Source organism: Bacillus sanguinis (assembly GCF_018332475.1).
GTDB classification, from domain to species: Bacteria; Bacillota; Bacilli; order Bacillales; family Bacillaceae_G; genus Bacillus_A; species Bacillus_A sanguinis.
In genome coordinates this window covers 1-7224 of record NZ_BOQB01000201.1, presented here as the reverse complement: position 1 = coordinate 7224, position 7224 = coordinate 1, and the positions used below count along the sequence as shown (strand labels likewise).

The 7224-nt window shown below is 33.8% G+C and carries 9 protein-coding genes; 3 read left to right on the top strand and 6 right to left on the bottom strand.

Annotation, left to right across the window (positions count from 1 at the left end):
- The first annotated feature begins 141 nt into the window (after window positions 1-141).
- Window positions 142-570, top strand: a complete 429-nt coding sequence (locus KI369_RS20455; RefSeq protein ID WP_212957196.1) for a cytidine deaminase — start codon at window positions 142-144, stop codon at window positions 568-570.
- A 128-nt stretch (window positions 571-698) separates the two neighbouring features.
- Here KI369_RS20455 and KI369_RS20450 read toward each other — a convergent pair whose 3' ends face one another.
- Genes KI369_RS20450 through KI369_RS20440 form a run of 3 tightly spaced genes read right to left on the bottom strand, consistent with a single transcriptional unit; the run spans window position 699 to window position 2255 of the window.
- Complete coding sequence (locus KI369_RS20450) at window positions 699-950, bottom strand: DUF2164 domain-containing protein (RefSeq protein ID WP_001983516.1); 252 nt, start codon at window positions 948-950, stop codon at window positions 699-701.
- An 11-nt stretch (window positions 951-961) separates the two neighbouring features.
- Window positions 962-1420 carry a peptidoglycan recognition protein family protein gene (locus KI369_RS20445; protein ID WP_212957195.1) on the bottom strand — a complete coding sequence of 153 codons (459 nt, stop codon included), beginning with the start codon at window positions 1418-1420 and terminating at the stop codon, window positions 962-964.
- Between the two features lie 13 nt (window positions 1421-1433).
- A complete protein-coding gene (locus tag KI369_RS20440) occupies window positions 1434-2255 on the bottom strand; it encodes a protein phosphatase 2C domain-containing protein (protein ID WP_212957194.1) in 822 nt (273 codons plus the stop codon).
- 126 nt (window positions 2256-2381) lie between these two features.
- Between KI369_RS20440 and KI369_RS20435 the strand changes: the two genes are divergently transcribed.
- Window positions 2382-3191, top strand: coding sequence for a YitT family protein (locus KI369_RS20435; protein ID WP_000251343.1), 810 nt, complete (start codon window positions 2382-2384; stop codon window positions 3189-3191).
- A 19-nt stretch (window positions 3192-3210) separates the two neighbouring features.
- On the opposite strand, the gene KI369_RS20430 is transcribed toward KI369_RS20435, so the two are convergent.
- A complete protein-coding gene (locus KI369_RS20430; RefSeq protein ID WP_000800775.1) occupies window positions 3211-3582 on the bottom strand; it encodes a VOC family protein in 372 nt (123 codons plus the stop codon).
- 236 nt (window positions 3583-3818) lie between these two features.
- Here KI369_RS20430 and KI369_RS20425 point away from each other — a divergent pair, with 236 nt between their 5' ends.
- Window positions 3819-5351, top strand: a complete 1533-nt coding sequence (locus KI369_RS20425; RefSeq protein WP_212957193.1) for a BA3702 family sensor histidine kinase — start codon at window positions 3819-3821, stop codon at window positions 5349-5351.
- A 53-nt stretch (window positions 5352-5404) separates the two neighbouring features.
- Here the strand turns inward: KI369_RS20425 and KI369_RS20420 are convergent, their stop codons facing one another.
- Both KI369_RS20420 and KI369_RS20415 read right to left on the bottom strand, forming a co-directional pair.
- A complete protein-coding gene (locus tag KI369_RS20420) occupies window positions 5405-6016 on the bottom strand; it encodes an alpha/beta hydrolase (protein ID WP_212957192.1) in 612 nt (203 codons plus the stop codon).
- Window positions 6017-6040: 24 nt separating this feature from the next.
- The gene (locus KI369_RS20415) at window positions 6041-6979 is read right to left on the bottom strand and encodes a ring-cleaving dioxygenase (protein ID WP_212957191.1); all 939 of its coding nucleotides are present in this window, start codon (window positions 6977-6979) and stop codon (window positions 6041-6043) included.
- Window positions 6980-7224: the final 245 nt, after the last annotated feature.

The following is a 7224-nucleotide window of genomic DNA, read 5'->3' as shown; positions in this document are numbered from 1 at the left end:
TTTATAAAAAAACGTTCCTTTTGGCAAAAAGATGGCTTGAAATTAAATGTTCATTCTATTTTTTTGTTTATGTTATTATAGTAAAAGAAAGAATATTCCGAAATAATAAACCGGAATTTGGGCAGAAATGAGGAAAAGAAATTGAATATTGAGCAACAATTATATGATGTGGTGAAACATTTAATTGAACAAAGATATCCAAATGGTTGGGGGGGAGCCGCAGCGATTCGTGTAGAAGATGGAACAATTTATACAAGTGTTGCTCCAGGCGTAATAAATGCTTCAACAGAACTTTGTATGGAAACAGGTGCAATTTTAGAAGCTCATAAATTTCAAAAGAAAGTTACACATTCTATTTGTCTTGCAAGAGAAAATGAGCATTCTGAATTAAAGGTACTCTCGCCTTGTGGTGTATGCCAAGAACGTTTATTTTATTGGGGACCAGAAGTACAGTGTGCGATTACAAATACTAAACAAGATATTATTTTTAAACCTTTAAAAGAGTTGCAACCATATCATTGGACAGAAGCATATCATGATGAAATGGCAAAAGAATGGAGTACGAGATAGGGGGATAAGTTTCATTGTTTTCCTGCTGACAATGAAAAAATTTCACGGCCTTTTCCAAATAAAACATCGGAAAAAGCCGTGAAATAACACTTATTTTATAATTGACGGAAGAGGGATAAAATGGCCTTTTACTTCCCTTCACTCTTCTCTAACACATACAAATCTTCTTCAATATTAGATAATTTCTCTGTTACAAGCTTTCTAGCATCTCCAATTGCTTGATTATATGCAAAAGGTCCTACTAATTTAATCATTTCTTCTATTAAACGTTCTGCTTGAAAACGCCCAATTTCATCTAAATCTTCTTCAACGAAAAATTGCTGAATTTGTGCTACAAGCTCTTCTTTTTTATCATTTGGTATTTTTATATTCATCATCATTTGTTACTCCTCTATATGTAAGATAGTCCGTTTCTTAACTCTACCATAGAAAAACGCTTTCCAGGACAACTTTTTGTAACGCCTTCTAGCTCCCTATGACCGAGTATATTTTCTTTCTTTATAGCAAACTGCTTCATAAACATTTTACATAAAGAATATAATGCATCCATTTGTGCGGTCGTTGGATCATATTTATCAAAATTACCCGTCATACATATTCCAATTGTATCTCTATTATTATCTTTCGCATGCGCTCCAATATGTAAACCACGTCCTTCGACTACAGTTCCATCTGCTTCGATAAAATAATTATAACCGATCCCGCTCCACCCTCTTACTTTTTGATGAAATTCATGTGTTTTATACACATCCCATCCATCTTCGGATGTATGGTGGATAATCAGTTTATTAACTTTCTCTAAAGGAACTAATTCATCTTGAAATGTTAAATTAACACATTTAATTTCCATTTGAGCATCCCCCTTAAAAATCAATGATCATAATTGTTTTATCATCTGGTCTTATTCTCTTTTTCCCTTCTAGCTCTTCAATAATAGCTACATATTCATTTATACCATTCTGTCTTATATATGCAACAGTTTGTTCGAGTGGCCAATCTGGGTGGAATAATCCGTCTGAACAAATAAAAATCCCGCTTACTTCATCTATATATAATTCACCATATTGTAAATAATGTATCGCTTCTTTCATTCCATTTGCAACGGAATACCCACCCTGCATATTTGCAAGATAACGATTATATTTTAACTGTTCTTTCACATCTTGAAAAACATGTTCTTCTGGCACAGATAACCCTTTTTTACGATCTTCTTCTCTCTTCTTTTTTGCTCGTTTACTAATTCCTTCAACTGTGTCTTTCGTTAATACTTGCATCGTTCCATTTTGAAGTATTGCGACAATCATACAGTCCCCTAACTGTGCATATTCAATTTTCTCACCTTTTATTTGAACTGCGGCAATACATGTACACCACAAATGCTCTTTCTTTCTCGTATCTACTTCATATTCTAACATTTTGCTTTGCAATGCTTCATTTGCTTTTGCAACAGCAACTTGTAAACTATGATTTTCGCGGAATGAATTAAAATAACTTGCAAATAAATGTGAAGCGATGTATGCTCCATTATGTCCCTTTTCATCACAAAACGGAACAAGTGGTGTTGCACCGTCACATACACCATAAATCTTTTTTTCTTCATTACAAAAATAAGAATCCTCACATTCTTGCTTCAACGGGCTTTTCTGTTGATATGTTTTTATCTTCACAACTGTATCCCCTTTCAAATGATAAAATACTCAAATTCTTTTGATTAATCTAATTTTCCAAAATAAACTGTTTTTACCCAAAACTTTCAATATCATATATAATCTTGAAATAATATGAATTTTTTAGTGAAGGACGGGAAAGAGATGGTCAGATTTCTTGGTGTTATTATTGGTTCTATTATTATTGCGATTGCCTTTAATCTTTTCCTTATCCCCCACAAAATTTTAAGTAGTGGAATTGGCGGAATTGCTATTATTTTAGGGATTGTAACGCCTGTAAACACAGGTATTATTAACTTCGTATTAAACTTACCTATCCTTATTTTAGGGTACATAGGTCTTGGAAAAAAAGTAATTTTTAACACTGTTATCTCTGTTATTGTATTATCTGTTGCATTATACTACGTCCCAGTGAAAGTCGTAGCAACAGACCCACTTTTATCATCTATCTTTGGTGGTGTTATTGCCGGGGCTGGTATCGGTCTTGTTTTTAACTGTAATGGATCAACTGGTGGGTTTGATATTATCGGTATGTTGTTGTCTCGCAAAAGAGATATTAAACTTGGCGGATTCCTTATTGTTTTAAATGCAGTTGTTGTAATCATTGCAGGATTCTTCTTCACTTGGGATGTTGCTCTTACAAGCTTACTTTCGATTTATGTAACTGGTAAAGTTATCGATGCTATTCATACGAAACATCGAAAGGTTACACTTATGATTGTAACAAATGAAGCAGAAAAAATGAAAAAACAACTTCTTTCAACTGTTGTACGTGGAATTACATTACTTGATGGCGAAGGTGCTTATTCCAGCGAAAAGAAACGTGTACTTATGACAGTCGTTTCTCGTGAAGAATTAGCAAGTATGAAATTAACCATTTCTGAAATTGATCCTCATGCATTCGTTAACATTACAGAAACGGTTGAAGTATTAGGATTGTTTAGAAAAGGTTAAAAACTAGGTGGATTTCCACCTAGTTTTTATTTTCCATAAATTCAATTCGATTTCCGAACGGATCTGACACATAAAATCTAATTACATCTGGTCGTGCATGATCATCTATTACTTCAATACCTTGCTTTATTAACTCTTGTTTAAATTCATCAATTTTTAAAACATAAAAAGCCGGATGCGCTTTTTTAGCTGGATTGAAGTTTTGCTCAACTCCAATATGAATCTCTTGATTTCCACACTTAAACCAACAGCCACCGCGCTTCTTTAATTCCTCTGGCTTCGGTATTTCCTCCATACCAATTTTTTCACCATAAAATTCTCGTGCTTCTTCTTCACACCCTACAGGCGCAGCTACTTGCACATGATCAATCCCTTGAATATAATTTTTCATTTTCTCTCCCCCTCTTCTACCCTAATGTTATACAGAAAATCCACTTTTGTAACTTACAAAAGGTTTATAAAACAATATAAACTTCCCTTATTACCACCTGGCACTCACTTTGCAAAAAATAAAGAAAACAAAATTTATTATATAACTTCCATTTTTTATAGAAATACACATTACATCTATATTATAGTTATGAATAGACAAATCTTTTTAGATGCTATTTGTACGGAGGAACTATTATGAGTCGTAAAAAATATTCATCAACTCAAAAAAAACGTCATCCGAACATTTCTAGACGTTTGCAAAAACATATACAAGATTGTTCTTTAACAGAAATGTATGCATCTCTGTTTGAACACAATCCTGATAGTATTATTTCATTAAATTTAGAGGGAGTTATTCTACATATAAATCCTTCTGCCGAAAAAATATTAGGTTACACTTCTTTAGAATTAGAACAGAAAAATATTATCTCTATTTTAGAAGCCCATATTTCTGAGCAAGTATTACAAAATATAAAGAATACGGAAACGAATAATCAACAAGAGTATATTTTATCTATTTGTCATAAAAATGGATTCTTATTAGACGTCGTGACAAAACTAGTTCCTATTTTTGTCCAAAATCGTCTAACTGGCGTATATGCCATTATGAAACCTCTTGAAAAATCAGAAAGAATTGAGAATATGCTAAAAGAGAGTGAGAAGAGATTACGTACATTAGTGGACTCCATGCCTGCGTTTGTTATATTTAAAGATCATGAAGGACGCTGGCTTGAAGCAAATGACTATGCACTTTCTTGCTTTAATTTCCATCATGTACCTTACCACGGAAAAAAAGATAGTGAACTCATTCAATATAATGAAGCGTACCGAGAAGCTTTTTTACATTGTGAAGAAGTCGACGAACTAGCATGGCAACAAAGACAAATTCTTCATGGTGAGGAATTTATTATTCATAGAGATGATTCCGATCTAATCTTAAGTATATCGAAAGTTCCTCTCTATCATCCTGACGGCTCCCGTAAAGGTCTTATCGTAATGGGAAGAGACGTTACCGAGCTAAAAGAAACAGAAAAATTATTACGAAAATCAGAAAAGCTCGCTGTAGTTGGACAACTGACAGCTGGAATTGCCCATGAAATTCGAAATCCACTCACTTCTCTAAAAGGTTTTCTAACATTGTTACTCCCTGAAATCAATGAGGAGCAGAAATGGTATATCGATGTTATGTTAAGTGAAATTTCACAAATGGAATCTATTACAAGTCAATTTATGGCGATGTCTAAGCCACAAGTATTATCAATCAAAACTTGTAACATACAAACTTTGATTGAAGAGGTAGTTACATTTATTTTACCAACTGCTATTATGCATAGTGTTCACATCATTATGGATCATTTTGATTACGCACATGATATTCAATGTGACGGTAACCAATTAAAACAGGTTTTTATAAATATATTAAAAAATGCGATTGAAGCGATGCCAAATGGCGGAAATATTTTCATCCAAACAAAACCATTAGAAGATACCTTTATTTTAATACGGATTATCGATGAAGGTTGCGGTATCCCAGAAGATCGTATCTCTCGTCTAGGCGAACCATTTTATAGTTTAAAAGAAAAGGGAACTGGACTAGGGCTAATGATGTGTTACAAAATAATTGAAGAACACCATGGTAAATTACACATTTCAAGCGAATTAAATAAAGGTACGATTGTTGACATTCAATTACCGCTTTCTTCATCACATCTTACAATTCAGTCGTAAATAAAAAAGAAGCATCTGCTAATGCTTGCAAATGCTTCTTTCTTTATTTACTTTTATAGTACTGTATTTTCATACCATTCTTTTGCTTTTTCTACTTCACCCATTGTTAATTGATGTCCTCTATTTTCCCAATGCATTGTTACATTAGCGTTTGCATTTTCTAATAGTGCCTTCAATTCCTCTGACTCTGCTGATGAACAAATCGGATCATTTGTCCCAGCAGCGATAAACACGGATTTCCCTGCTAAATTAGGCAATTGTGTTCCTCTTCTAGGCACCATTGGGTGATGAAGCACAGCGCCTTTTAATGCATTATCGTAATGGAATAATAAACTTGCAGCAATGTTTGCTCCATTTGAATAACCGATAGCTACAATGTTATTTCTATCAAATTCATATGTTTTTGCAGCTTCATCTAAAAATTCATTTAATTCCTTCGTACGGAAAATCAAATCTTCTTCATCAAAAATGCCTTCTGCCAATCGGCGGAAAAAACGTGGCATGCCATTTTCTAATACATTTCCCCTAACACTTAATACAGATGCTTCTGGGTCAATTATTTCTGCAAGTGGTAATAAATCTAATTCATTACCTCCTGTACCATGAAGTAATAACAACACTGGTCTTGACGTATCTTTTCCTTTTTGAAAAACATGTTTCATCATAATCCTTTTCCCCTTTCAATCACTTTAATCTAAATTTCTCACTTCAAATGGTAGAAGTGTTTGTTCAATTTGTTTTCTATGTGATTCATATTGCTCCGGTAACTTTAATTCCTCACCCATCGTCTCTAACGATTCGTCATGAGCGAAACCAGGAGGGTCTGTTGCAATTTCAAATAAAATTTCCCCGTGTTCTCTAAAATAAATCGCGTTAAAATAATTTCGATCTTGTACAGGAGTTACGTGATATCCAAAACGAGACACATGCTCTTTCCAGTCTAGTTGATCATCATCGTCAGTCGCTCTCCAAGCAATATGATGAACTGTACCAACACCCATTTGACCACGCCCGATTGTCGATAACCTTAAGTCGATAATATTCCCAATATCAGCAGAAGAACGGAATCGAACGAATTCACCTTCTTCTCCAATTTTCTCAAGACCCATAACATGCTCTAACAATTCAGCAGTTTTTTGAGGTTGTGCAGATAAAAGAACGGCACCGCCAAATCCTTTAATTGCTACTTCTGGCGTAACCTCTCCAAAAGTCCAATTATTTAATTTGCCCTCTTCTCTTTCTACTAATTCTATATGCAAACCATGTGGATCATCAAATTCTAAATACTGCTCTCCAAATCGAGTCATTTTTGTATACGCAACATTGAATTTTTCTAATCTATTTTCCCAAAACTCCATTGCACCTTTTGGTACGACATAAGACGTAATGCCTACTTGACCATCCCCAATAATGCCTTGACGAGCACCAGCCCATGGGAAAAACGTAATAATTGTTCCAGGTTTTCCTCCTTCATTCCCAAAATAAAGATGGTACGTGCCTGGATCATCAAAATTCACAGTTTGTTTCACTAAACGTAACCCTAATACACCAGTATAAAAATCTACATTTTCTTGTGGATGTCCTACGATTGCTGTAATGTGATGGATCCCCATTGTTTTCTTTTCCATTTCGTTCACTCCTTTTTAGTCCCTTATAAAAATTTTTATACATTAAAACTCATTATTCATTTTGTCCATACTGCATAGTAAAATCCGTCATGATAATTTTATCTCGAATTCGAGATATTGATTATGAAATTACACATTAACTTCCAGCTTATCAAATTATCTCAAATTCGAGATAATTTTTAAAAAATATTTACTCCATTTAAAATCTTTATTCAAAGCACAAATTACCTCGCGCTCAAATTTAT

Bases quoted from the DNA above. Each gene is read 5' to 3' on its own strand.
- KI369_RS20435 (WP_000251343.1), top strand. From the start codon at position 2,382: ATGGTCAGATTTCTTGGTGTTATTATTGGTTCTATTATTATTGCGATT.
- KI369_RS20415 (WP_212957191.1), bottom strand. From the start codon at position 6,979: ATGGAAAAGAAAACAATGGGGATCCATCACATTACAGCAATCGTAGGA.
- KI369_RS20450 (WP_001983516.1), bottom strand. From the start codon at position 950: ATGATGATGAATATAAAAATACCAAATGATAAAAAAGAAGAGCTTGTA.
- KI369_RS20425 (WP_212957193.1), top strand. From the start codon at position 3,819: ATGAGTCGTAAAAAATATTCATCAACTCAAAAAAAACGTCATCCGAAC.
- KI369_RS20445 (WP_212957195.1), bottom strand. From the start codon at position 1,420: ATGGAAATTAAATGTGTTAATTTAACATTTCAAGATGAATTAGTTCCT.
- KI369_RS20420 (WP_212957192.1), bottom strand. From the start codon at position 6,016: ATGATGAAACATGTTTTTCAAAAAGGAAAAGATACGTCAAGACCAGTG.
- KI369_RS20430 (WP_000800775.1), bottom strand. From the start codon at position 3,582: ATGAAAAATTATATTCAAGGGATTGATCATGTGCAAGTAGCTGCGCCT.